At 69.7% G+C, this 23,478-nt stretch carries 17 protein-coding genes and 1 pseudogene; 10 read left to right on the top strand and 8 right to left on the bottom strand.

The annotated features are described in order from the left end of the window. The first annotated feature begins 243 nt into the window (after positions 1 to 243). Positions 244 to 2,121 (top strand): S9 family peptidase, encoded by a 1,878-nt coding sequence (locus OG884_RS26305; RefSeq protein WP_326637206.1) that lies wholly within the window; start codon positions 244 to 246, stop codon positions 2,119 to 2,121. 88 nt (positions 2,122 to 2,209) lie between these two features. Here OG884_RS26305 and rny read toward each other — a convergent pair whose 3' ends face one another. From rny to recA, 3 genes are all read right to left on the bottom strand, one after another. Beyond that, entirely contained in the window at positions 2,210 to 3,820 is a 1,611-nt protein-coding gene (gene rny, locus OG884_RS26300) for a ribonuclease Y (RefSeq protein WP_326637204.1), read from the bottom strand. Positions 3,821 to 4,104: 284 nt separating this feature from the next. Next, positions 4,105 to 4,920 carry a recombination regulator RecX gene (gene recX, locus OG884_RS26295; RefSeq protein WP_326646998.1) on the bottom strand — a complete coding sequence of 272 codons (816 nt, stop codon included), beginning with the start codon at positions 4,918 to 4,920 and terminating at the stop codon, positions 4,105 to 4,107. A gap of 19 nt (positions 4,921 to 4,939) precedes the next feature. Continuing rightward, positions 4,940 to 6,070, bottom strand: coding sequence for a recombinase RecA (recA, locus tag OG884_RS26290; protein ID WP_326637202.1), 1,131 nt, complete (start codon positions 6,068 to 6,070; stop codon positions 4,940 to 4,942). 325 nt (positions 6,071 to 6,395) lie between these two features. Here recA and OG884_RS26285 point away from each other — a divergent pair, with 325 nt between their 5' ends. Next, positions 6,396 to 6,674, top strand: a complete 279-nt coding sequence (locus OG884_RS26285; RefSeq protein ID WP_326637201.1) for a hypothetical protein — start codon at positions 6,396 to 6,398, stop codon at positions 6,672 to 6,674. A 17-nt stretch (positions 6,675 to 6,691) separates the two neighbouring features. Here the strand turns inward: OG884_RS26285 and OG884_RS26280 are convergent, their stop codons facing one another. Together OG884_RS26280 and OG884_RS26275 are read right to left on the bottom strand one after the other, a co-directional pair. After that, entirely contained in the window at positions 6,692 to 6,886 is a 195-nt protein-coding gene (locus tag OG884_RS26280) for a DUF3046 domain-containing protein (RefSeq protein WP_030904097.1), read from the bottom strand. A gap of 335 nt (positions 6,887 to 7,221) precedes the next feature. Further along, the gene (locus OG884_RS26275) at positions 7,222 to 7,728 is read right to left on the bottom strand and encodes a VOC family protein (protein ID WP_326637199.1); all 507 of its coding nucleotides are present in this window, start codon (positions 7,726 to 7,728) and stop codon (positions 7,222 to 7,224) included. 321 nt (positions 7,729 to 8,049) lie between these two features. Here OG884_RS26275 and OG884_RS26270 point away from each other — a divergent pair, with 321 nt between their 5' ends. Continuing rightward, positions 8,050 to 13,044: an ATP-dependent helicase gene (locus OG884_RS26270; protein WP_326637198.1), complete on the top strand. Its 4,995-nt coding sequence runs from the start codon at positions 8,050 to 8,052 to the stop codon at positions 13,042 to 13,044. 247 nt (positions 13,045 to 13,291) lie between these two features. Here OG884_RS26270 and OG884_RS26265 read toward each other — a convergent pair whose 3' ends face one another. Further along, complete coding sequence (locus OG884_RS26265) at positions 13,292 to 13,777, bottom strand: hypothetical protein (RefSeq protein WP_326637195.1); 486 nt, start codon at positions 13,775 to 13,777, stop codon at positions 13,292 to 13,294. Between the two features lie 108 nt (positions 13,778 to 13,885). Next, positions 13,886 to 14,611 carry a class I SAM-dependent methyltransferase gene (locus OG884_RS26260; protein ID WP_326637193.1) on the bottom strand — a complete coding sequence of 242 codons (726 nt, stop codon included), beginning with the start codon at positions 14,609 to 14,611 and terminating at the stop codon, positions 13,886 to 13,888. Between the two features lie 211 nt (positions 14,612 to 14,822). On the opposite strand from OG884_RS26260, the gene OG884_RS26255 reads away from it, so the two are divergent. Further along, positions 14,823 to 16,265: a N,N-dimethylformamidase beta subunit family domain-containing protein gene (locus OG884_RS26255; RefSeq protein WP_326637192.1), complete on the top strand. Its 1,443-nt coding sequence runs from the start codon at positions 14,823 to 14,825 to the stop codon at positions 16,263 to 16,265. A 54-nt stretch (positions 16,266 to 16,319) separates the two neighbouring features. On the opposite strand, the gene OG884_RS26250 is transcribed toward OG884_RS26255, so the two are convergent. Continuing rightward, positions 16,320 to 17,057, bottom strand: a complete 738-nt coding sequence (locus OG884_RS26250; RefSeq protein ID WP_326637191.1) for an alpha/beta hydrolase — start codon at positions 17,055 to 17,057, stop codon at positions 16,320 to 16,322. A gap of 774 nt (positions 17,058 to 17,831) precedes the next feature. Here OG884_RS26250 and OG884_RS26245 point away from each other — a divergent pair. From OG884_RS26245 to OG884_RS26220, 6 genes and pseudogenes are all read left to right on the top strand, one after another. Beyond that, a complete protein-coding gene (locus OG884_RS26245; protein ID WP_326637189.1) occupies positions 17,832 to 18,101 on the top strand; it encodes a hypothetical protein in 270 nt (89 codons plus the stop codon). A 184-nt stretch (positions 18,102 to 18,285) separates the two neighbouring features. Continuing rightward, positions 18,286 to 19,377 (top strand): tyrosine-type recombinase/integrase, encoded by a 1,092-nt coding sequence (locus OG884_RS26240; protein ID WP_326637187.1) that lies wholly within the window; start codon positions 18,286 to 18,288, stop codon positions 19,375 to 19,377. Beyond that, entirely contained in the window at positions 19,374 to 19,694 is a 321-nt protein-coding gene (locus tag OG884_RS26235) for a helix-turn-helix domain-containing protein (protein WP_326637185.1), read from the top strand. The genes OG884_RS26240 and OG884_RS26235 overlap by 4 nt, the downstream gene beginning before the upstream one ends. Further along, complete coding sequence (locus OG884_RS26230) at positions 19,691 to 22,009, top strand: hypothetical protein (protein ID WP_326637182.1); 2,319 nt, start codon at positions 19,691 to 19,693, stop codon at positions 22,007 to 22,009. The genes OG884_RS26235 and OG884_RS26230 overlap by 4 nt, the downstream gene beginning before the upstream one ends. Positions 22,010 to 22,022: 13 nt before the next feature. Further along, positions 22,023 to 22,298: pseudogene (locus OG884_RS37645) on the top strand (Tn3 family transposase); the annotation flags it as partial. Then, the gene (locus tag OG884_RS26220) at positions 22,256 to 23,419 is read left to right on the top strand and encodes a tyrosine-type recombinase/integrase (protein WP_326637177.1); all 1,164 of its coding nucleotides are present in this window, start codon (positions 22,256 to 22,258) and stop codon (positions 23,417 to 23,419) included. The pseudogene OG884_RS37645 and the gene OG884_RS26220, both read left to right, overlap by 43 nt. Positions 23,420 to 23,478: the final 59 nt, after the last annotated feature.

The following is a 23,478-nucleotide window of genomic DNA, read 5'->3' as shown; positions in this document are numbered from 1 at the left end:
CGATCGGGGGCGGTCACCGGGGTCCGGTGGCCGCCCTCTTTCATGCCGGGCCTCGAGGCAGGTGACGGTCCCACCAACGGTGAAAACACCCGAAGGCCGACTTATGGAAAAGGTCAGATCAACTACCTCTCTCCCGCTCATTCCTCCCGATCCTGCGGCCCGCGCCGACTGGCGATGGCATATCTCTGGTGACGCGAGCGTGATACCGGCGACACGGAGCGGGTTATCGGGCAGGATTGCGCCATGTCCCCCGAGCAGGCCGTCCTGCCGTACGCCACCTGGCCCTCGCCGATCTCCACGTCCGACGTCGCCCGTTCCGGGCTGCGCCTCGGGTTCCCGACGGTGCTCGGCGAAGAGGTCTGGTGGACCGAGGACCGTCCCGCCGAGGGCGGGCGGACCACCATCGTGCACAGAACTCCAGACGGTGCGCAGCGCGAGTTGCTGAGCGCGCCGTGGAGCGCCAGAACCAGGGTTCACGAGTACGGCGGCCGGTCGTACGCGGTGGTGCCCGGCGAGGGCGTGGTGTTCACGAACTTCGCAGACCAGCGGCTCTACCTGCTGCCCACCGGCGGCGAGCCACGGCCGCTCACACCTGAGCCCGAGCAGCCCACGGACCTGCGCTACGCGGACCTTCTCGTCCACGACGGCCAGGTCTGGTGCGTCAGGGAACGCCACGACGACGGCGAGGTGAGCCGGTCGATCGTGTCCATCCCCCTCTCCGGCGAGGACGCGCCCCGCGAGCGGATCGGCGGGCACGACTTCTACGCCTCCCCCGCCATCTCCCCCGACGGCGAGCACCTGGCCTTCATCTGCTGGAACCATCCGCAGATGCCGTGGAACGGCACCGAACTGCGGGTCTGCCGGCTGGCCGACGGCACCTCCTGGAAGGTCAAGGGCGGCATCTCCGAGTCGGTGCTCGCCCCACAGTGGCGTGACGAGCGGCACCTCTACGTGATCTCCGACTGGTCGGGCTGGTGGAACCTCTACCTGGTCGGGATGTACGGCACCTCAACCAGGGCGCTCTACCCGATGGAGGAGGAGTTCGCGGGCCCGCTGTGGCAGCTCGGCGCGATACCGTACGCGCCGATGGCCGACGGCAGCCTCGCGGTCCTGCACGGGCTGGGCGACCTGAGGCTGGGCGTCTTCGACCCCGACAGCGGTGTGCTGAGCGACCTGGACGTGCCCTACGACGGCTGGGATCCGGTGCTGGCCACCGACGGGCACGCCCTGGTCGGTATCGGGTACGGCCCGGTGCTGCCCCGCTCGATCGTCCGGGTCGACACCGTGACCGGCAGGGCGCAGGAGTTGCGCGGGGACGTCAACGGGCTGCCCGACACCGCCTACCTGCCGCTCCCCAGAACCGTGAGGTTCGAGAGCCGATTCGGGCGCGAGGTGCACGCGTTCCTCTACCCGCCGTCCAACCCCTCGGCACGTGGCGAGGGCCCCCCGCCGTACGTCGTGTTCGTGCACGGCGGGCCGACGGGACACAGCGCCGGAGCGCTCGACCTGGAGAAGGCGTTCTTCACCAGCAGGGGCATCGGAGTGATCGACGTCAACTACGGCGGTTCCACCGGCTACGGCCGCGCCTACCGCGAGCGGCTGCGCGGCCAGTGGGGCGTGGTCGACGTCGAGGACTCGATCGCCGCGGCCGAATGGCTGGCCGCGGAAGGGCTGGCCGACCCTGCGCGGATCGCGATCCGGGGCGGCAGCGCGGGCGGCTGGACGGTCATGGCGGCCTGCTGCACGTCCGACGCGTTCGCCGGGGGCGTCTCCTACTACGGCATAAGCTCGCTCGCCACGTTCAGTGCGACCACCCACGACTTCGAGTCACGCTACATCGAGTGGCTGATCGGCCCGGAAGACCCTGTTCTGTACGCTTCGCGTGAGCCCATCGGCCAGGTGGCGGGGGTGAGCTGCCCGATGCTGCTCCTGCAGGGCCTGTCCGACCCCGTGGTCCCCCCCGAGCAGTCGCAGGTCTTCGTCGACGCCCTCGCCGAACGTGGCGTTCCCTGCACCTACCTCACGTTCGAGGGCGAGGCCCACGGCTTCCGCCGCGCCGAGACCCGCAGCGCGGCACTGGCCACCGAGCTCGCCTTCTACCAGCAGATCTTCCACGTCTGAGCGCTCACCCGAAAGCTCGCCTCACGGCTCCCCGCTCCCCACCCGCGCACCTGTCCGTCCGGCGGGCGACTTTCAGGTGTCGGGCCGGTCAGCGGGCGAACTCGGTGGCCCGGGACTCACGGACGACCGTGATGCGGATCTGACCGGGGTAGGTGAGCTCCTCCTCGACCTGCTTGGCGACATCGCGGGCGATCACCTGAGCCTGGATGTCGTCGACCGCTCCCGGCTTGACCATGACCCTGATCTCACGGCCCGCCTGCATGGCGAAGACCTTCTCGACCCCCTCGTAGGAGGTGGCGATCTCCTCCAGGCGCTCCAGGCGCTTGACGTAGGCCTCCAGTGACTCTCGGCGGGCGCCCGGGCGTCCGCCGCTGATCGCGTCGGCGGCCTGGGTGAGGACGGCTTCGACGGTCTTGACCTCGACCTCGTTGTGGTGGGCCTCGATGGCGTGGACGACGTCCTCGTGCTCGCCGTACCGTCTGGCGATCTCGGCGCCGATGAGCGCGTGGCTTCCCTCGACCTCGTGGGTGAGGGCCTTGCCGATGTCGTGCAGGAGCGTGCAGCGCTTGAGCAACGTCGTGTCGAGCCGCAGCTCGGCCGCCATGATGCCGGCGATGTGGGCGGACTCGATGAGGTGCCCGAGCACGTTCTGGCCGTAGGAGGTGCGGTAGCGGAGCTGGCCGAGGAGGGTGACCAGCTCAGGGTGCATGTCGGTGATGGCGAGCTCCACCAGGGCGTCCTCACCCGCCCGCACGCACAGCTCCTGGACCTCGGCCTTGCTGCGCTCGTGGGCCTCCTCGATGCGCTGCGGATGGATGCGGCCGTCGAGGACGAGTTTCTCCAGAGTCAGCCGCGCGGTCTCGCGGCGGACCGGGTCGAAGCACGACAGCAACACGGCTTCCGGCGTGTCGTCGATGATCAGGTTGACTCCGGTGGTCGACTCGAAGGCACGAATGTTACGACCTTCGCGGCCGATGATGCGCCCCTTCATCTCGTCACCCGGCAGGTGCAGGACGCTCACGACGGACTCGGCGGTCTGCTCGGTGGCCACCCGCTGAACCGCCAATGTGACGATCTTGGTGGCGCGCTTCTCGCCCTCCTTGCGGGCCTCGCCCTCGATCTCCCTGACGATCAGCGCGGCCTCGCGCTTGGCCTGGTTCTCGATCTCCCGGACCAGCTCGGTTCTGGCCTGGTCGCCGGTGAGCCCGGACACCCGTTCCAGGATGGCCTTGCGCTCCTCGGCCACCCGTTCGAGATCCTCGCGTCGGTCGGCCAGCTCGGTCTCCGTCTCGGCGAGCTTGCGTGCCCGGTCGGCCTGGCGCCTGGCCTCATCGTCGAGGCGCTGCTCCCGCTCGGCCAGCCGGTTCTCCCTGCGTTCGAGGTCTGCCCGGAGCTCCTTGAGCTCGTATTTCAGCACCTTGCCCTCGGCCTCGGCCTCCTTGCGCATCTCGGTCGCCGCCTCGACCGCCGCCTCCGATTTGCGCAGAAGCTCTCCGGCGTCGTCCTGGGCCTTCGCCCGGATACCGGCGGCCTCACGCCTGGCCTCCTCCAGCTGAGCCGAAACCTCGGCCTCCTGCTCCGGGGTGAGGCCCTTCGGCCCGGCTCCCCCGATGCGACGCAGCAACACGACCAGCACGGCTGTCATCAAGGCGAGAGCCACAACCGCCACTGCCAACATGACGACCACGACCGGATCCATGCGCGCCCCACCTTCCTCGCGTCGCAAATATCAGGCACACGAGGGGTCACACGCACGGCACGGAAAGCTCAAGAGACGGCGCTGTCGGGACAGAAGTGAACCCAGAGGGATCACTTACCGGCTTTTCCCGCCGGCCCGTTGTCCCGCCCTAATCCGCCAAGCCTGCTTGTCCGTACTACACCGCTATGACAATCCGCACTGCGCGGAGTAACTCCTCACTGCCGTTGAGATTAAGCGTCAGAGAGGTAACGAGCAAGCAAAGACCTAGTGTCAGACCACTTGAACTAGTCGAGGGGATAACCCGAATCTTCCAGGAATGACGTTGTTTCTACCTCATCATCCTCCAGCACTTCGCGGATCACGCGAAACGCCAGGCCAGGACCGTACCCCTTCCGGGCGAGCAGGCCGGCCAGCCTACGAGTCCTGACCGCAGGGTCCAGGCCGCGAGTCGAGGAGAGCTTGCGCCGCACAAGGCGACGGGCGGTCTCCGCCTCCTGCTCGGGGTCGAGCTGCTCCACCGCGTCCTTCACGGTCTCCTCATCCACCCCCCGGTGCCGGAGCTCGGAGGCAAGGGCCTTTCTGGCAAGCCCCCGCCCGGCATGGCGGGAGCTCACCCATGCCGCGGCGAACGCCTCATCGTCGATGAGCCCGACCTCGGAGAAGCGCTCCAGCACGGCGTCCGCCGCCTCCTGGGGCACCTCACGCTTGCGCAGCGCCTCCGCGAGCTGGGCTCGGGTGCGCGGTGCCATCGTCAACAACCGCAGGCAGATCGCCCGCGCCACCGCCTGCGGATCGGCCCCGGCTCCCCGGCTCGCGGGAGAGCCCTCGGCCGGTCCGTCAGGAAGGAGGCCCTCAGGAAAGGCACCCGGGGAATCACCCCCGGACCGCCGCTCACCACGCCGGGAGCCACGTCCCTTCCGGCTTCGCGGCTCGCCACCGACGGAGCCTGCGCCCTCCCCCTGAAGTCCCCCCTCGGGAGCGGGGGCACCATCACCTCGCCCGCGCCCACTCCTGCCCGGCGAGTCGGTCCGAGGCTCGTCGGGCCAGGCGCCCCAGTCTCTCGGCCCGAGTTCGCCCGCCGGACCGAGATCGGCTCCCATCATCAGCGGTCAGCCCGAATCAGGCGTCACCCGGCTTGGGGGTGGCCGCCTTGGAACCGCGACCGGACGCGGCGGCTGCCGGAGCCGAGCCGGAAGCACGGCCGGACGCCGCGGTCGCAGGAGCGGCGGGCGGCGGAGTGGCCGGGCTGTCGACGCGCGGGCCGACGCCGAGCTTCTCCTTGATCTTCTTCTCGATCTCGTTCGCCATGTCCGGGTGGTTCTTGAGGAAGTTTCGCGCGTTCTCCTTGCCCTGGCCGAGTTGGTCCCCCTCGTAGGTGTACCAGGCTCCGGACTTGCGGACGAAGCCGTGCTCCACGCCCATGTCGATCAGGCCGCCCTCGCGGGAGATGCCGACGCCGTAGAGGATGTCGAAGTCGGCCACCCGGAAGGGCGGGGCCATCTTGTTCTTGACGACCTTCACCCGGGTGCGGTTGCCGACCGCCTCGGTGCCGTCCTTCAGCGTCTCGATGCGGCGGATGTCGAGACGCACCGAGGCGTAGAACTTCAGCGCCTTTCCACCGGTCGTGGTCTCGGGCGAGCCGAACATGACGCCGATCTTCTCACGGAGCTGGTTGATGAAGATCGCGGTGGTGCCGGTGTTGTTGAGCGCGCCCGCGACCTTGCGCAGCGCCTGGGACATCAGGCGTGCCTGGAGGCCGACGTGGCTGTCGCCCATCTCACCCTCGATCTCGGCCTTGGGCACCAGGGCCGCGACCGAGTCGATGACCAGCAGGTCGACGGCGCCGGACCGGATCAGCATGTCGGCGATCTCCAGCGCCTGCTCGCCGGTGTCGGGCTGGGAGACGAGCAGCGCGTCGGTGTCGACGCCCAGCTTCTGGGCGTACTCCGGGTCGAGCGCGTGCTCGGCGTCGATGAACGCGGCGATGCCGCCACCGCGCTGGGCGTTGGCCACCGCGTGCAGGGCGACCGTGGTCTTGCCCGAGGACTCGGGACCGTAGACCTCGACGATGCGGCCACGCGGGAAGCCCCCGATGCCGAGGGCCACGTCGAGCGCGATGGAGCCGGTGGGGATCACCTCGATGGGCGCCCGGGTCTCGTCGCCCAGGCGCATGATGGAGCCCTTGCCGAACTGCCGCTCGATCTGAGCGAGCGCGGTCTCGAGCGCCTTCTCGCGGTCGTTAGCTGCCATGGGAGCCCCCCTGGAGGGTCGCGGGTTGGATCGGTTGCCAGAAAGCTACGGGGTGCCGCCGACAATTTCGGGAGGGCACGCCAGGAGTGACGGCCCGTTCAATATAGCCGAACGACTGTTCGATCGTGGCCTGTTGGCGCCACGCGTTCCAGGAACCGTGATCCGCCGCGGAACTCTCCCGCGTGGCCGGGTACAGATGAAGGGGCCGTGGCCGCGAGGAGCGCCACCCCATCCGGGAGGCGACATTTCCGATAATTGCCCTGAGCCTGTTGCAACCAGGCTGACCTGGGGTGATCCTGAGGGGAAACGACCCGAGGTGTCCGACGTGCCCAACACGTTCACGCAGCAACGCCTAGCCCATCTCGACTCCCTGGCCGCCGAACTGCAACGACGAGGGCTGGTCAGCCGCACCCTCGGAGGCACCACTCCGGTGCTGTGGGTATGGCATCCGGACAGCGGCCGGCAGACCATCGTCTTCGCCACCCCGGTCAAGGACGGCTGGCTGTTTCTGTGGTCACCGGACGGCGAGGAGAGCACCGACGACCCCGTGCACGCGGCCGACTCGGTGGAGAGGCTTCTCGCTCCGCCTGTGGAGCCCTCCTGACCGCCCCCGGGTCACCCTCAGCGGAGCCTGGGAGAGACGTCGGTCACCCCGCACACGGCGTGCCAGACCTCCTTCGCCCCGACCCCCTCGGCCAGCGCCTGGATCACGGTCCGGCCGCCGAGGTCGGCGATGACGTAGTCATGGGCCCACGACTCGGCGTACTGGTCGCCGAAGTGCAACTTCATCCGCTTCCAGAAATCCGACAGGCGCATGCCCCAAGTATGGGACCACACCGGCGTGCCGCGGCCCACGCCCGGAACACCGCCGGGCACACCGCCGGGCACACCACTGAGCACACCGCCGGGCCGCGAGTCGGCCCCGTCCCGATCACCCGGTCCCGATCACCCGGTCCCGGTGGAAGAGAGACGGGCTGTCGGGCGGGGGGGCGGGGGCGGGGGGCCGTCAGCGGCCGGGTACGCGCGCCGGGCGGGAGTACGCCCCCCCAGAAGGGGACGCTCCCCAGAAGGGGACGCTCCCCAGAAGGGGACGCTCCCCAGAAGGGTGGCGCTCCCCAGAGGGGTGGCGCACGTCAGAGGGGTGGCGCACGTCAGAGCACCCGGGAGCCGTACATCTCGCCGAGGGGGTCGGCGAGCAGTTCCACGCGCGCCCCATCCGGGTCGGCGAAGTAGATGGAGGTACCGCTCTCCACCTGGTGCGGCACACCCGCCGCCGCCAGCTTGCCCCGCAGATGCTCCCAGGTGGAGGGGGCCACGGAGATGGCGACGTGGTGGAGCCCGCCGAGGACCTCCCGGTAGGGGCCGAGGTCCAGACCTGGGAAGTCGAAGAAGGCAAGGAGGTTGCCGTTGCCGATGTCGAAGAAGAAGTGGTTCGACCCCCGGTAGTCGCGGTTCTCGAAGATCTCCGTGAGGGGGAACTCCAGAAGGTCCTGGTAGAACCTGATCGTCGCCTCGACGTCGGAGGAGATCAGTGCGAAGTGGTGCAGCCCCCTCGCGCTGCTCGGCGGACGGCCCTCCCTCAGGTGTTCCGCTCTGATCCGCTCGCGTTTCGCCTCGATGGCCTGATAGTCGATGCTCACCGTTCGCTCACCGCTCATAAGTCGTATGTTCGCCAAAGCATGCCCTCCACATCTTTCCCCGCCCGAACTCCGAGGCATCCTCCGGTGTTCGGCTGACGACGGAGAGCGACCCGCCTCGGGGCAGGTCATGGTGGCAGAGCCTCGTCGAACCCCTCCGGTGTGGAGAGCGCGCGATCCGGCCGTGAGACCGGTGGATCACGTATCCGCAGGTGATGAACCGGCCTCCGGCCTCTCTCCGCCTCTGGCCCGTGGCAGGCGGCGACGGGTTCTGTCGGTGCCGCCGTGCAGTATGGACGGTGGCCCGGTTGGTCGGCCGAGCCGGGAGGCAGGGGGCACGCGATGAGCGAGACGGCAGGCGCGGACGGGGCGCTGGGGCACTTCACCCGGATGACCAGGGACTGGTTCACCGGGGCGTTCGCCGCACCGACCGCGGCGCAGGAGGGGGCGTGGGCGGCGATCGCCCGGGGTGACAACACCCTGGTGGTCGCCCCCACCGGCTCCGGCAAGACGCTGGCCGCCTTCCTGTGGTCGCTCGACCGGCTGGCGGCCGGGCACCCGGCCACCGAACCCCCCGGAGACAGCGGGTCTCTCCGGGATGCCGCCTCTCCCACGTCCGGCGAAGACGCCGGCTTCCCCGCGAGTGCCGGAGGCGCCAGATCTTCCCCCTCCGCCGGAGACACCGGATCTCCGGCGGGCACCACCGCGATCGCGGACGCCCCGGCGGGCGCCACCGTCGCGGGCGTGACGAACGGTACGGGTGCCGGTGGGAGGCGCAGGCGTTCGCAAGGGGGCGACGAACCGCCGAGGCTGTGCCGGGTCCTTTACGTGTCGCCGCTCAAGGCTCTGGCGGTCGACATCGAGCGCAACCTCCGGGCACCGCTGGCCGGGCTGAAGCAGACCGCGAGAAGGCTCGGCCTCCCGGTGCCGGAGATCTCGGTGGCGATCCGCTCCGGCGACACCTCCCCCGAGGAGCGACGCCGGTTCGCGACCAGGCCGTCCGACATCCTGATCACTACCCCCGAGTCGCTGTTCCTGCTGCTCACCGGCCAGGCCCGGGAGGCACTGCGCGGTGTGGAGACGGTCATCGTCGACGAGGTGCACGCGGTGGCGGCCACCAAGCGCGGCGCGCACCTGGCCCTCAGCCTGGAGCGGCTCGACGCTCTCCTGCCCCGGCCCGCGCAGCGCGTCGGCCTGTCGGCGACCGTGCGGCCGGTGAGCGAGGTCGCCGCCTTCCTGGGCGGCCCCTGTCCGGCGACCGTGGTCCAGCCGCCCTCGGGGAAGGAGATCGAGGTCGAGGTGGTCGTCCCGATCGAGGACATGACGGAGCTCGACACGCCCCCCACCTCCCCCACCCCCGGCGAAGACCTGTGGCCGACCGAGACTCCGGCCAAGCGGTCGATCTGGCCGCATGTGGAGGAGCGGCTGTTCGACCTGATCGGGAATCACGGTTCCACGATCGTGTTCGCCAACTCGCGGCGGCTGGCCGAACGGCTGTGCACCCGTCTCAACGAGCTGGCGTGGGAGCGGGGTGCAGCCGAGGCGGAGCGGGCCGGAGGCGACACGGAGGCGGGCCCGGTGCACTGGGCCGAGGGCTTCCCCAAGCCCCCTGCCTCCCTGTCCACCCCGGCGGCCATGATGGCGCAGGCCGGCTCGGCCAAGGGGGTCGTCCCGGAGATCGTACGGGCCCACCATGGGTCGGTGTCGAAGGAGGAGCGCTCCCAGATCGAGGAGGCGCTCAAGTCCGGACGGTTGCCCGCCGTGGTCGCGACCTCCAGCCTGGAGCTCGGCATCGACATGGGCGCGGTGGACCTGGTGGCCTGTGTGGGAGCGCCGCCGAGCGTGGCGAGCGGCCTGCAGCGGATCGGCCGGGCCGGGCACCAGGTGGGAGCCGTCTCACGCGGCGTGATCTTCCCCAAATACCGGGGGGACCTGGTCCAGACGGCCGTGGTGGCCGAGCGGATGCGGAGCGGGGAGATCGAGGAGCTGCGCTATCCGCGCAATCCTCTCGATGTCCTCGCCCAGCAGATCGTGGCGATGACCGCGCTGGACGAGTGGACCGTCGACGAGCTGGAGGAGGTCGTGCGGCGAGCCGCCCCCTACCGGACGCTGCCCAGAAGCGCGCTGGAGGCGACGCTCGACATGCTCGCCGGGCGCTACCCGAGCGAGGAGTTCGCCGAGCTGCGACCGCGCGTCGTCTGGGATCGGGTGGCCGGCACCCTGCGGGGTCGTCCCGGAGCCCAGCGGCTGGCGGTCACCAACGGCGGCACGATTCCCGACCGGGGGTTGTTCGGTGTGTTCCTGGTCGGCGAGAAGTCCTCCCGGGTGGGCGAGCTGGACGAGGAGATGGTCTACGAGTCGCGGGCCGGGGACGTGTTCGTGCTGGGCGCGACCTCCTGGCGGATCGAGGAGATCACGGCTGACCGGGTGCTGGTCACTCCCGCGCCCGGGCAGCCGGGGAAGCTCCCGTTCTGGCACGGCGACACCGCGGGGCGTCCGGCGGAGCTGGGGAAGGCCATCGGCGCGTTCCTCCGCGAGATGTCCGCGGCGGGTGCGGACGCCCAGGCGGGAGGCGGTGGTACGGAAAGTGCGAGGCCGGGGGACACGAAGGCGGGAAGGGCACAGGCCGGAACGGGAAGCCCGGGAACGGGAAACGCGGCACGGGACGGAGCCCTGGAGAGGATCAGGTCGGCGGGGCTTGACGGGTTCGCCGCGGCCAACCTGCTCGCCTACCTGGCCGAGCAACGGCAGGCGACCGGTTACGTGCCGGACGACCGGACGTTGCTGGTCGAGCGGTTCCACGACGAGCTGGGCGACTGGCGGGTGGTGGTGCACTCCCCGTACGGAGCACGGGTGCACGCGCCGTGGGCACTGGCGATCGGGCGGCGGCTGCGAGAGCGCTACGGCGTCGATGTGCAGGCCGTGCACGCCGATGACGGGATCGTGCTGCGCATCCCCGACACGCTCTCGGAGCCCCCGTCCGACGTCGCCGCCTTCGACGCGGACGAGATCGAGCGGATCGTCACCGAGGAGCTCGGCGGCTCGGCGCTGTTCGCGGCGCGGTTCCGCGAGTGCGCGGGGCGGTCCCTGCTGCTGCCGCGCCGCGTGCCGGGCAGGCGGTCACCGCTCTGGCAGCAGCGGCAGCGTGCGTCGCACCTGCTGAACGTGGCCGGCCGCTACGAGTCGTTCCCCGTGGTGCTGGAGACGATGCGCGAGTGCCTTCAGGACGTGTTCGACGTTCCGGGGCTGGTCCGGCTGATGCGCGACATCGAGGCGCGGCGGGTCCGGCTGGTGGAGGTCGAGACCGAGAAGGCGTCGCCGTTCGCGGCGTCGCTGCTGTTCAACTACATCGGGGCGTTCATGTACGAGGGGGACGCCCCGCTGGCCGAGCGCCGCGCTCAGGCGCTCGCGCTCGACACGAGCCTGCTGGCCGAGTTGCTGGGCCAGGCCGACCTGCGCGAACTGCTCGACCCCGACGTGATCGCCGACACCGAGCGGGGGCTGGCCCGGCTGGACCGGCCGCTGCGCGACGCCGAGGATCTGGCCGACCTGCTCCGCTCGCACGGTCCCCTGGTGTCCGAGGACGTGAGCGTGCGCGGGGGTGACCCGGCCTGGCTGGCCGCGCTGGAGGACTCCCGGCGGGCGATCAGGGTTCGGGTGGCCGGGCAGGAGCGGTGGGCGGCGATCGAGGACGCCGCCCGGCTACGCGACGCTCTCGGCGTGCCGTTGCCCGCAGGGGTGCCGCACGCGTTCCTGGAACCGGTGGACGATCCGCTGGGCGACCTGATCGCCAGGCACGCCCGCACGCGCACCCCCTTCCCCGCGAACACGGCCGCGGCCAGGTTCGGCCTCGGCGCCGCGGTCGTCACCGACGCGTTGCGCCGCCTGGCCTCCTCGGGGCGGGTGGTGAGCGGGGAGTTCAGACCGGGTGGCCGGGGCGAGGAGTGGTGCGACGCCGAGGTGCTGCGGATGCTGCGCCGCAGGTCCCTGGCCAGGCTCCGTAAGGAGGTGGAACCGGTCTCCGCGGAGACTGTGGCCGTCTTCGCCCCCGCCTGGCACGGCATCACCGACTCCCCGCTGCGGGGCAGGCCGCCGATCGACGCGCTGGTGAGCGCGATCGAGCAGTTACAGGGCTCGGCGGTGCCCGCGTCGGCGCTGGAGACGCTGATCCTGCCCTCGCGGGTGCCCGGATACGACCCGTCGCTGCTGGACGAGCTGACGGCCTCCGGCGAGGTGATCTGGGCGGGGCAGGGGTCCCTGCCCGGTGGCGACGGCTGGGTGTCGCTCTACTTCGCCGACACCGCGCCGCTGCTGATGCCCGCTCCCGCCGACATCACGCTGACCCCGGTGCACGGGGCGGTGCTGGAGGTGCTGAGCGGTGGGGGCGCGCTCTTCTTCCGCGAGCTGGCGAGCCGGGCCGGCGTTCTGCCGGCCGGTTCGGTCCCGGACGACCGTACCCTGTCGTCCGCCGTGTGGGATCTGGTGTGGTCGGGCCGGATCACCGGTGACACGCTGGCGCCGTTGCGGGCCACGCTCGGGACGGGACGCCCCGCGCACCGCCCGGCCCCGACCCGGCGGCGGCGGGCGGTGCTGCCGAGCCGGAGCGGCCCGCCCACGGTGGGCGGGCGCTGGTGGACGCTGCCCGCCCTCGCCGAGGACGCCACCCAGCGCGCCCACGCCCAGGCCGAGGTGCTGCTGGAGCGGCACGGCGTGGTGACCAGGGGCGCGGTGACCGCCGAGCGGCTGCCGGGCGGGTTCGCCGCGGTCTACCAGGTGCTTCGCGCCTTCGAGGAGAGTGGCCGGTGCCGCAGGGGCTACTTCGTGGAGGGGCTGGGCGGCGCCCAGTTCGCCCTTCCCGGTGCCGTCGACCGGATGCGCGCCATGTCCGTCTCGCTCACCTCACCGCCGAACACGGCACCGGTGTCCGACCCGTGGAGCACCCGGAGACCTGAGAGGGCGGGGGAAAGCGCCCGGCGAGCGGTGGTGCTGGCGGCGACCGACCCGGCCAACCCGTACGGGGCGGCCCTGCCGTGGCCCGCCCATCCTGGCGAGGTGTCCCACAAGCCGGGCAGGAAGGCCGGGTCCCTGGTCGTGCTCGTCGACGGGCATCTGATCCTCTACGTCGAGCGCGGCGGTAAGACCCTGCTGTCCTTCTCCGGCGACGACCGCCTCCGGCCTGCCGTCGACGCCCTCGCGCTCGCCGTGCGTGACGGCGCCCTCGGCAAGCTGACCGTCGAGCGCGCGGACGGCACCGCCATCAACGACTCCCCTCTGGCCGCCGCCCTGGAATCCGCGGGCTTCCACCCAACCCCCCGGGGGCTGCGCCTGCGCGCCTAATGCTCCGTTCCCAATGACGGTGTGGGCGCGTTCCCCGATCCGGTCGGGGGGCCGGATCTCTACTCCGTTCCAGGATCTTCGAGTCCTCAGCGGAGGTCGCGAACGCGCTGCGGGGAAACCGAGATTGTCGGGCCTGCCTTCCTGATGCCAGGACCGTGGTGGATCTGTACTTCCGATGAGGAACGTCGCACCAGGAACTGCCCGCACCGCTGTGGTGATCGCCTCATGACCCCGCAGGTTCACGGACTCACGGCCGGGCGGTGGAGTCGCGGGCGGTGAAGTCGCGGGCGGTGGAGTCGCGGGCGGTGGAGTCGCGGGCGGTGAAGTCGCGGGCGGTGGAAGCATCCGGCTCCGGTGCCGGCGTACTGGCCGCGGAGGCGATCTCGACCTCTCGGGTGGCGTGCAGGATGTCCATCCAGACCCGGTTGAGCAGCGTGGCGAGTGACAGGAGCAGTCCCACGAGCACCACCACACGCATTGCGACACCGTCTGGCAGGAGGTTGGCGAGCACGAGCGCGCAGAGGGCGAGATCGGTGATGATCATCACGGCGATGACCAGTGAGTAGACGCGGACGCGCTGCTTGGTCCAGAAATACACGCCGTTCACCGGGTCCTCACGGCGAGGTCTCCGGCGCTGGTTCCTGAGGTTGTGGAGGAAGCGCGAATCCCAGATGAACGCCAGCAGCAACACCGGAAGTATCTGGGCGACGGTGGCATAGAAGTCTCTGGGCACTGCTTTTCTCCTCTGAGGTTTCGCGGGCCCTGACCAGCCCGCGTACCGGACCCGCGTACCGGACCCGCGTACCGGACCCGCGAACGGAGCCGGCCCCGAAAGAACCCGTCACGCCTTCGCCCGGTAGAAGACATGTCCGGCCAGCGCCTGGACTCCCAGGTCGGCGCCGCCGTCGAAACACTCCCACTCGGCGAAGCCCGCTCTCCGTAGGGCGTCGTCGATCTGCTCGGCGGGAAAACAGACCATGTGCAGCCTCGCGTCGACACGTGTCCACGAATCCCCGTCACGACTGAACAGGGTGATGTCGCTCACCGCCGCTCCGGTAGCCGCGTCAAGGTGTGCCCTGACCACGCAGACGTCGTCGTCGGACGTCTCGGCGAACGTCCCCCTCCAGTTGACGGCCGCCGCGGCCGGCGTGTTGACGTCGAAGACGAGGAGGCCACCCGGCCGTAGTACCCGCCGCGCCTCCACGCAGAACCGTCGCAGGTTCGGCGTCCCGCCGAGGTGGTTGACGCTGTTGTACGTCGACAGGACCACGTCGTAGTCGTCGACGGGCCCCATGGCGAGCACGTCGGCCCGCCAGACCCGGGCCGACGGGGCGTTGCGCGTCGCCAGTTCGACCATGGCGCCGGAGATGTCGATCGCGTCCACGGTGAACCCTCGTCCGGTCAGCGCGGCGGCGATCCGGCCGGTACCGCAGCACAGGTCGAGAACCCTGGCCCCTGGCGGAACGGCCGGCACCATCAGGGCCAGCAGCGGATCGAGCGCGACCGAGACGAACTGCGGAGCCCAGTGGCGGTCGTAGTAGGCCGCGACGGGATCGAACTCGGCCATCTCTACTCAACCTCCGTACGGGCGACTCGGAAGCCGGTCGCCTCTCCTCGCGTGGCCGGATGGCTGGAGACCCGGAAGCACGCCGTCCGATCAGGGGGCCGCCACCGAGATCCCTTGGTGACGCGCAGGATCTCCTCGAAACTCTCCCCGCCGACGGAGTCGGAGGCCGCCGTGTACGGGTACCCCTCCGGGCCGGCGGGAGGAACACCGTATGGGCTGCTCACCCGATTACTGGACCGAGCAGGCCACCCGGGCCTCGCGCGTCTCCTTCGACCGGCCAGGCGGCGGGCCGCCGCCCGAGCGCTGGGAGGAGGGCATGATCCGCTGGCTGGGCCCCGCCGGGTACGACGTCGACTACTGCTCGGCCCTGGACCTGCACGCCGGACGCGAGCTACTGGCCGGCTACCGGCTGCTGATGGTCAGCGGACATGACGAGTACTGGTCGGCGGGGATGCGCGACAGCGTCGAGGAGTTCGTCCGCCGGGGTGGCAACCTGGCCGTCTTCTCCGGCAACACCTGCTGGTGGCAGTTCCGGCTGGAGGACGACGGGCGCACCATGGTCTGCTACCGCGACGCGATCGCCGACCCGATGGCCGCCGTGGACCCCGCCCTCACCCCGGTCGAGTGGTCGAGCGCGCCGGTGAACCGTCCGGAGAACGGCCTGACCGGGGTCAGCTTCCGGCGCGGCGCCGGGACCTGGGGACCGTACATGCGGCTCATGCACGAGGAGTCCTCCACCGTCCGCTTCCCCGAGCACTGGGTGTTCGAGGGCACCAAGCTGGGCGAGGGCGACACGTTCGGCAAGGGCGCCATCGGCTACGAGACGGACGCCTGCGACTTCGTCGAGGAGGACGGGGTGCCGGTGGCCACCGGGCGCGACGGCACCCCGCCGTCCTTCGTCATCCTGGCCACCGCGGACCTGCGGCACTGGCATCGGTACGGCCAGGGCGGCATGGCCACCATGGGCGTCTTCAGCCTCGGCGCCGGGACGGTGTTCACCGCCTCCACCGTGAACTGGGGAAACACCCTGCACGACCCGATCGTGGACCGGATCACCCGCAACGTGCTGGACCGGCTGTCGGCGCGCGCGGGCGGCTGGGAGACCATCGGCGGCGCGGACGAGATCCGTGCGCTGACCGTGTTCGGCTCCCTGCTGTACGGCGCCACCCGGGACGGCTCGCTGCTCACTCGCGAGGTCTCGGGCCAGAACCTGCGCTGGCGTCCCGCGGGCACCGCCCCCGCGCTGGTCGCCCTGGCCACCCCCAGGGAGGCCACCGGCGTCCACCCGATCGGCCTGTACGGTCTCACCTCCGACGACCGGCTCGTCTACCGCGACCCCGAGCACGACTGGGTCACCCTCGCCGACGGGCCCTGCGGCGGGGTCGGCCTGGGCATGGTGAACGGCGAGCTGTTCGCCGCCGCCGCGGAGGGCCTGTGGCTGTCGGTCAGCGAGGCGAGGGAGTCGCCGAAGACGTACTCGCAGTCTCCCTCGGTCCTCTCGTACAGCAGCGGCCTTGGGGAACAGTGGAGGCGCTGGTGGCAGAGCACCGCCCCGACCGGCCGGTACCGCCGATGGCCGGTACCGCCACGGTCGGGGCGGTTGTGCATCTGCTGGCCACCGCCATCGAGGAGGGCCGGGACCTGTCCTCGATGAGCGGCATCCTGGCCGACAGCTCCTATCGTCTGCTGCCGGCCTGACGGCCCGGCCTCACTTCAGGTGCCGGGCGAAGAACCGGTTCCCGTCGTCCCCCTCGAACTGCGGGACGCCGGTGTGCCCGCCCATATTGGCGTGCAGCGTCTTCTCCTTGGAGCCGAAGGCGTCGAATAGGTCCAGGGCCAGCTGCCGGTCGTTCCCTTCGTCGTCCCACTGCAGCAGGACCTGCAGCGGAATGGTGACCTGCCGGGCCTCCTCGAACATGGTGCGGGGTACGAAACTCCCGGCGAACAGAAGGGCGGCCGAGATGCGTGGCTCGACCACCGCCAGCCGGAGGCCGATGGCGATCACCCCTCCCGCGTACCCGACCGGGCCGCCGATCTCGGGCAGCGAAAGGAGGGCGTCCAGGGCGGCCCGCCATTCCGGGACCGCCTTTTCGACCAGCGGGAGGACGAGCCGGTCGACGACCTCGTCGTCGACCGGCTCGCCGGCCTCCAGCGCCCGGTGCAGGTCGGCGCGGGCCTCCTCTGCGGCGGCGAAACGGGGCCGGTCACCGCCCCCTGGGAGCTCGATGGTGGCCGCGGCGAAGCCCTCCGCCGCGGAGTGCCGAGCCCGGGCCACCAGTCGGGGGTACATCTTGTGCAGTCCGCCGGGGTGGCCGACCAGGATCAGCGGCGCCGATGCGGATGCGGATGCGGATGCGGGCGTCCACAGGATGCCGGGGATCTCGCCGAGGGTGAATTCGCGCTCGAGGACACCGTCGTCGAGGCGCTGTTCAGAAGTGAATCGCACAGTCGTGCCTTTCGGGAGTGCTCTTGAACGGCACTCCCGGACGACCTATCGCCCGACCGTGACCCCGGAGGGGAGCACCCATGTCGATACGTTCACGGGTACCACCTCCTCGGTCTCTCGCACGGCCTCCGGAAAACTAGCAGTGGTCGCCGTGGTCCGCCAACAGGTTTTTGCGGAGGCTCCGTGGCCGGATGCCACGGAGCCACTCGCCTAAAGGCCAAAGCCGTGTAGTTGAGGGCTTTGGGCCTGTGACGTGATCGCAACTTGGCGAAATCGGAACACTACGCAGAGCTACTCGGGGTCTCATCGCAGCTTCCCGAGTGGAGGGCCGTTCAGTGCATGATCCGCTCGTTCGTTGGGGTTCGGCGAAACCTCGTTGGACGGTCCCTGGGTCTGGCTAAGGTCCGGTCGTGTTCGTCGTCCCCGTGCGGACCATCAGCGCGGCGCCATCGCCGAAGTACTTCGGGTTCAAGCGCGGCATCACCTGGCTCAACGCCGTCAAATGGGCCGAGTTGCATCGGATACAACGTGCTGAATGTCCGTTGTGGGGGATGGCTCGGCCTGGTTAAACGTGGTTGTCCTTTGGCTTCGCAGCCGGAACCGGAGGATTGCCCAGGTTCGTCTCAGCCGCTGATAGTTGGCGGCTGAACGGCGAACGCCTGGCCTTGTAGGGGCCAGGCGTTCGGTGCGGCACTGAACTGATGTCAATGCGCTGGGTCAGATCACGCATGACATCAGCTTTCGGGTCGCGATGCAAATTAGACCCGGAGGGGGGTGTTGATCATTCCAAAGAATCCTCGTCAGACCGGCGCAAAGGCTGCTTCAGCCGCTGCTAAGGCCCTGACCAGCGCGAATGCGACCAAGGCGGAGAAGTCCGCTGCGGCCAGCGCACTGTCGCAGGCTCCCAAGAGCACCGGCCAGACCGGCGCGAAGGCCGCTTCGGCCGCCGGCAAGACGCTGGCGAACCCGAATGCGACCAAGGCGGAGAAGGCTGCCGCAGCCAGCGCGCTGGCGCAGACGCCGGTCCGCCCGAAGAAGAAGTAGCACGCGGCTGCTCGGGGCCTACACCCGGGCAGCCGCCCCGCTGAACGCCGTCTCCGACGGCTGCTCCGCATACTCAGAGCTTGCCGTGTCCTTGTCTTTTGATCACATCAACCACAACAATGTTGCGGTGAATACAACGGAAGCTCGTGAGGGTCATGTCAGCCGCTTGGCCGGGTCCGCCGGCTTGGAACTCGTCGATGGAGTGGTCCACCTCGACCCTTCAAGCGCGGTGTTCGAGGCGATGCTGCTGGGCTGGGCACGCCAGCAACGCACTCGTTTCCTCAACGAGGAGGCGACGATCAAACCGCGGATGTCGCTGGTGCGGCGTTTGGCTGACTTCACGAACCAGTACCCGTGGCAGTGGCAACCTGCCGATGGTGAGGCGTTCATAGCTCACCTGCGGTCCCCGAACCGCAAGAAGCCGGTCGTTCTGTCGACAGGGCGGGGCTACGAGACCACCCTCGCTCTGTTTATGGACTTCATCACCGACCGCCGCTACGGATGGGCGGCGGAGTGCCTGGAGCGGTTCGGACAGACCCCGCAGCAGATCTTCCACGAGGACAATCGTGTCGCCCACGTGGCCGAATACGAGGGCCAGCCTGATCGCCGCCCGTTGACCTACGACGAGGTCCAAGCCCTGTTCGACGCCGCCGACAGCCGAGTTGAGGAGGCCCAGACTCGGGGCCGCAAAGGCGCGTTGACCGCGATGCGCGACTCCGCCCTGCTCAAGACGGTCTACGCCTACGGGCTGCGGCGCAACGAGGCGCGGATGCTCGACCTCGCCGACCTTCGGCGGGCTCCGAAAAGACCGCAGTACGGCAAACACGGCGGCCTCTACGTCCGCTACGGCAAGGCCTCCAACGGCAGTCCGCCCAAGCGCCGCACGGTGTTCACGGTCAAGGAGTTCGACTGGATCGTTGACGTGCTCGACCACTGGTGCACCGAGGTCCGCCCCGCCTTCTCACCTGGCAAGCTCGCCGCACTGTTTGTCACCGAACGCTCCAGCCGCATGTCCCTGCGCGGCGTCAACATGGCTTTCACCACGGCCAGAGACGCCGCTGGCCTACCGCCCGAACTGGATCTGCACTGTCTGCGGCATTCGTACATCACGCACCTCGTGGAGTTCGACTATCCCGAGAAGTTCGTGTCCATGCAGGTCGGCCACAGCTACGCCAGCACGACCGCGATCTACACCGGTGTGTCCGACGAGTACCGCAACCGGGTGATCCAGCGCGCCCTGAAGGACCGCCACCCTGACCTCTGGGAGAGTCAATGATCAAGAAAATGGGGATCACCTGGAACCTGCGCAAGCTCATGGCCGACCGCGACATGTTCCAGACGACGGACATGGTCCCGCTACTCGCCGAACGAGGCGTCCATCTCTCCCGCGAGCAGGTCTTCCGGTTGGTCACCCAGCCCCCGCAGCGGCTGTCGATGGACACCCTCGCTGCGCTCTGCGACATCCTTCAATGCACCCCGAACGACTTGATCGAAGTCGAGACGGTCAATGCCCAGGTCAGCAAGGCTGTCGGAGACACGGACCGTCCTGCGCCGCAGGTTCGGCGGACCACGATCCGTCGACCGGGCCAGTGAGCCGCACCCGCGACGAGCGCAGAGTCGCAGAACGCCACGAACGACGCGTCCGGATCATCAATGCGCTCACCACCCGCCTGCCTGACCTGGACGCGGAGGCCGCGTCGGACGCACTGCTGCAGGCGCGGGCCGAACGCGGCGTCGCCCAGCGGGAGCTCGACGAGCACTTGGCCGCGCATCCGGACGCGCTCACCTCCGGCGATCCACGTTGCCCGGCCGTGATCGTGCGCCTCGCGCAGGCCCTGCTCGCCGCCGGACACACCGGTGTCACCTCGCCCGGTTGCTCGGAATGTCGACGCACCGGCATCACGCTGCCCCGCAGCGGCCCGGGCGGCCGGATCTGCCAGGCATGCGCCGCACGAAGCTCCCTGAACAAGAAGCCGTGCGGGCGCTGCGGTCGCACCGCCAGGATTTCCGCTCGGCGCGACGAAGGTGGCATCTGCTATTCCTGCTACCGCAAGGATCCGCAGGTCACCGAGGACTGCGCGGGCTGCGGACGTTCGCGGATGCCCGCCACCCGGCGCTCGGATGGCAAGCCGCTCTGTGAAGCCTGCTGGACTCCGCCCGCGCATACCTGCACCGCCTGCGGTCGCGTCGGCCGCGCCCATTCCCTCGGCTCGGCCGGGGCGCTCTGCCCGACCTGCTACCGCCACCTTGCCCAGCCTCGCCGGACCTGCGGGAACTGCGGCAGGCACCAGCAGATTGTCCGCCGAGCCACTACCAACAGCCCTGACCTCTGCTGGAACTGCGCGACCCCGGCCGCAACCCCGTGCTCAACTTGTGGGCAGGTCCGCCCCTGCACCAAGAACTCTCAAGGGCGGCTCGTCTGCCGCACCTGTCGGCCCCGGCCCACCAGTGTGTGCTCTGCTTGCAGCCAGGTTCGCCCCGTGCACGCCCACTGGCCCCGCGGACCGGTCTGTGGCGCCTGCTATGTCCGCATCCTCGACCACTCCGATGAGTGCCACCTCTGCCACGAGCAGCAACCTCTGATCGCAAGGGACGACAGCGGTCACAACATCTGCGGCCCATGCGCCGGCATGCCCGGCATCTACACCTGCCTGGCCTGCGGCAAGGGCGGACGCCTCTACGCTGATGGCCGCTGCCCCCGCTGCGTGCTCTTGCTCCGCCTCGAAGAACACCTCGCTGGACCCGATGGCCAGGTCTCCTGCCAACTCCGTCCGCTGCAGGACGCGCTGGCCGCCGCAAACGACCCCCGCGGTGTCCTGTGCTGGCTGCGGCGAAGCCCGAACGCACACCTACTGGGCGAACTTGCCGCAAGCGGAAAGCCGCTTAGTCACGACCTTTTAGACGAACTCCCGCCCAGCCGCTACGAGCACTACGTCCGGCAGACTCTGGTTCACACCGGCGTGCTGCCCGAACGCCACGAAGACCTCGACCGGATCCCCGCCTGGCTGGATCAACTCCTGGCCGACCGGCCTACCCAGCACGCCGCCCTGATCCGACCGTTCGTCCACTGGTTCCTGCTCAAACGGGCCCGCCGCCGAGCCGCCCACCGGGGACGACCCGCCATGGCGGGCACCTACGTCCGCACCCGGGTCCGCGTCGCCCTGGAACTGCTGACCTGGCTCGACGAGCACCGACTCGCGCTCGGGGACCTCACCCAAGACCGCCTCAACCAGTGGCTCGCGGACGGCAGCACGCGCAACTACTCCATCCGCTACTTCCTAAGCTGGGCCGCCAAACGCGACCTCCTGCCGGAGATGACCATCCCGTCCATCCCTCGCCAGGATCCAACGCGGATCTTGGACGAGGATGAGCGCTGGCACCAGCTCAGCCTCTTGCTGAACGACGCCACACTGCCGCTGGACGTCCGGGCCGCCGGCGCTTTGGTGCTGCTTTTCGGGCTTCCGACCTCACGCATCCGGCATATCCACACCGGGCACCTGCACGAGCATGACGGTCAGATGCACCTCAACGTCGGCTCACCTGCGTTGCTGATCCCGCCCAAGCTGGCCAGGCTGTTGAGCCAACTCGCTGAAGGCCAGAGCCGACAAGCCAGGATCAAGACCGACGGCCCCGGGCAGCGTTGGCTCTTCCCCGGCCTGCTACCAGGGCGCCCAGCCGCCCCGTCTGGGTTCAGCCGCAAGCTCCTCGACCACGGGATCGACGCTCGGCCGGCCCGCAACGCGGCCCTCATCGCGCTCCTGGAGGATGTTCCGCCCCCGATTCTGGCCGATCTCCTCGGCCTCCACATCAACACCGCAGTTCGATGGGCCAACATCGCCAGACGCGACTGGACCGACTACCTTGCCGCCCGCGACCAGGACACGACGAATACCGCACCCTCTGAATAAGTGCACGTCCCCAGTAAACGACCAGGTCGCGGGCATCGGGCAGATGGTCGTGCCCGGCACCCCGCGCGACTCCCTGCACATCCTGGACGCACTGCTGAACCTGGACGGCGGGGTGAAGCCGGAGATGGTGGCCACCGACAACGCCTCCTATGTTGTTACATGGACACCTCTCGTCCCACAAGCCCAACTAGTAACTGGATTCAGCCAGTTCGCCAGCCGTGTGGGACCTCATCCCTGGAGGTGTCGATGCGGGTCCGGAAGCAGCGTTTGGAGAACGGGACAGTCCGGGTCGAACTGCTCGACGAGGCTGGTGAGCCAGTCGAGATCGTCTCGAGCTTCCTGCGGTCGCTGGCGGCCCGGGACTACTCGCCCAACACACTCGTCGCCTACGCCCACGACCTTCGGCACCTGTGGTGCTTCTTCGACCGCGAGGGCCTGACCTGGCAAGAGTTCGCCGCTCCGCAGGCGCTGCGGTTGCTGGAGCACTTGCGGTCCGTCCCTTCACGCAGGCCTCGGCAGCGGATGACGTTGACCGTCGCCACCGTCGATGAGGACGGGCCGGGCACGAAATTGGCGCCGACCACCGTGAACCGCGTCCTGGCCGCCATCTCCTCCTTCTATGAGTACGTCATCATGGCCGGGCAGTTCGACCGGGCGAACCCGATTGAGAAGCGGCCCGACCCGGCTCTGCAGCGGGTCTCGGAACGACACCGCCCGTTCATGGGCCGGGCCAGTCGACAGAAGCCGATCCGCCGCAGCGTGCGCGTCAAAACCGTGCAGCGGATCCCGCGGCCGCTGGACGAGGACCAGGTCAAAGCGCTGTTAGCGCAGCTCAAGCGGCTGCGTGACCGGGGCATCGTGCTGCTGATGCTCCAAGGCGGCCTGCGTCCTGGGGAAGTTTTGAGCCTGCACCTGGAGGACATCGCCTACGGCCGTCGGCGCGTGATCGTACGCCACAGGACCGACCATCCCAAGGGCGCCCGTTCCAAGTCCCGGTTCGAGCGGGTGGTCGACCTGCACGAACCAGAGACGCTGGCGATGCTGAGCGCCTATGTGATGCAGGAGCGTCCCGCCGACTCTGACAGCCCGCTGGTGTTCCTCATCGGCGGGGGCGGGATGCGGAGGCTGGAGGCGCTCAGCTATGACGGGCTGGTGCGGATGTTCTCCCGAGCGGCCGCCAAGGCTGGGATCCGCCAGCCGTGGGTGACCCCGCACGCCTGCCGCCATACACACGCCACGCGCATGTGGGAAGACGGGATGCGGGAGCTGACCTTGCAAAAAAGGCTTGGCCACGCCTCGCCGGAGTCGCTGCGGATCTATACCCGGGTCTCCGACCCCGAGGTGGTCGCCGACTACAACCGCGCCCTCGGCCAGGGCGAGTCCGGCCTGGGCGTGGGCGAGACACGGTGAGCGCCGGTCACGTGTCGGCCGCCGCTCTGGCAGCGTCCGCGCCGAAGGTCGAGCGCCCC

This window comes from Streptosporangium sp. NBC_01755 (assembly GCF_035917995.1).
GTDB lineage: Bacteria > Actinomycetota > Actinomycetes > Streptosporangiales > Streptosporangiaceae > Streptosporangium.
This window is presented reverse-complemented; position numbering and strand designations above follow the sequence as displayed.